The sequence below is a fragment of the Flavobacterium sp. FlaQc-48 genome (assembly GCF_044007335.1).
Lineage (GTDB): Bacteria > Bacteroidota > Bacteroidia > Flavobacteriales > Flavobacteriaceae > Flavobacterium.
This window is the reverse complement of record NZ_JBIPCR010000101.1, coordinates 1-255: the sequence shown is the minus strand read 5'-3', so window position 1 is coordinate 255 and position 255 is coordinate 1. Positions and strand designations below refer to the sequence as shown.

The following is a 255-nucleotide window of genomic DNA, read 5'->3' as shown; positions in this document are numbered from 1 at the left end:
GTTTATTGGCCACGCGTTTAGTTTCCATGATCCGAAAAGAACTGTCCAAAGAGATTGAAATTGCTGATATTTTCGCCTATACCACGATTTCAAGCTTAGGGACTCATATATCAGTACAGTCAGAAGGTGTTTTATTACCAAGTATTGTAATAGAAAATCGTCCTGCTCGTATTCCTTTATCGTTTAGTCAGGAACGACTATGGTTTTTGGATCAGTTACAAGGCAGTACCGAATATCACATTCCTATAGTTCTTG

At 38.0% G+C, this 255-nt stretch carries 1 protein-coding gene; it reads left to right on the top strand.

Annotated elements, in window-relative coordinates; genetic code table 11:
- The coding region (locus ACHRWY_RS27740; protein ID WP_395359266.1) for a phosphopantetheine-binding protein at window positions 1–255 on the top strand (255 nt) is incomplete at both ends.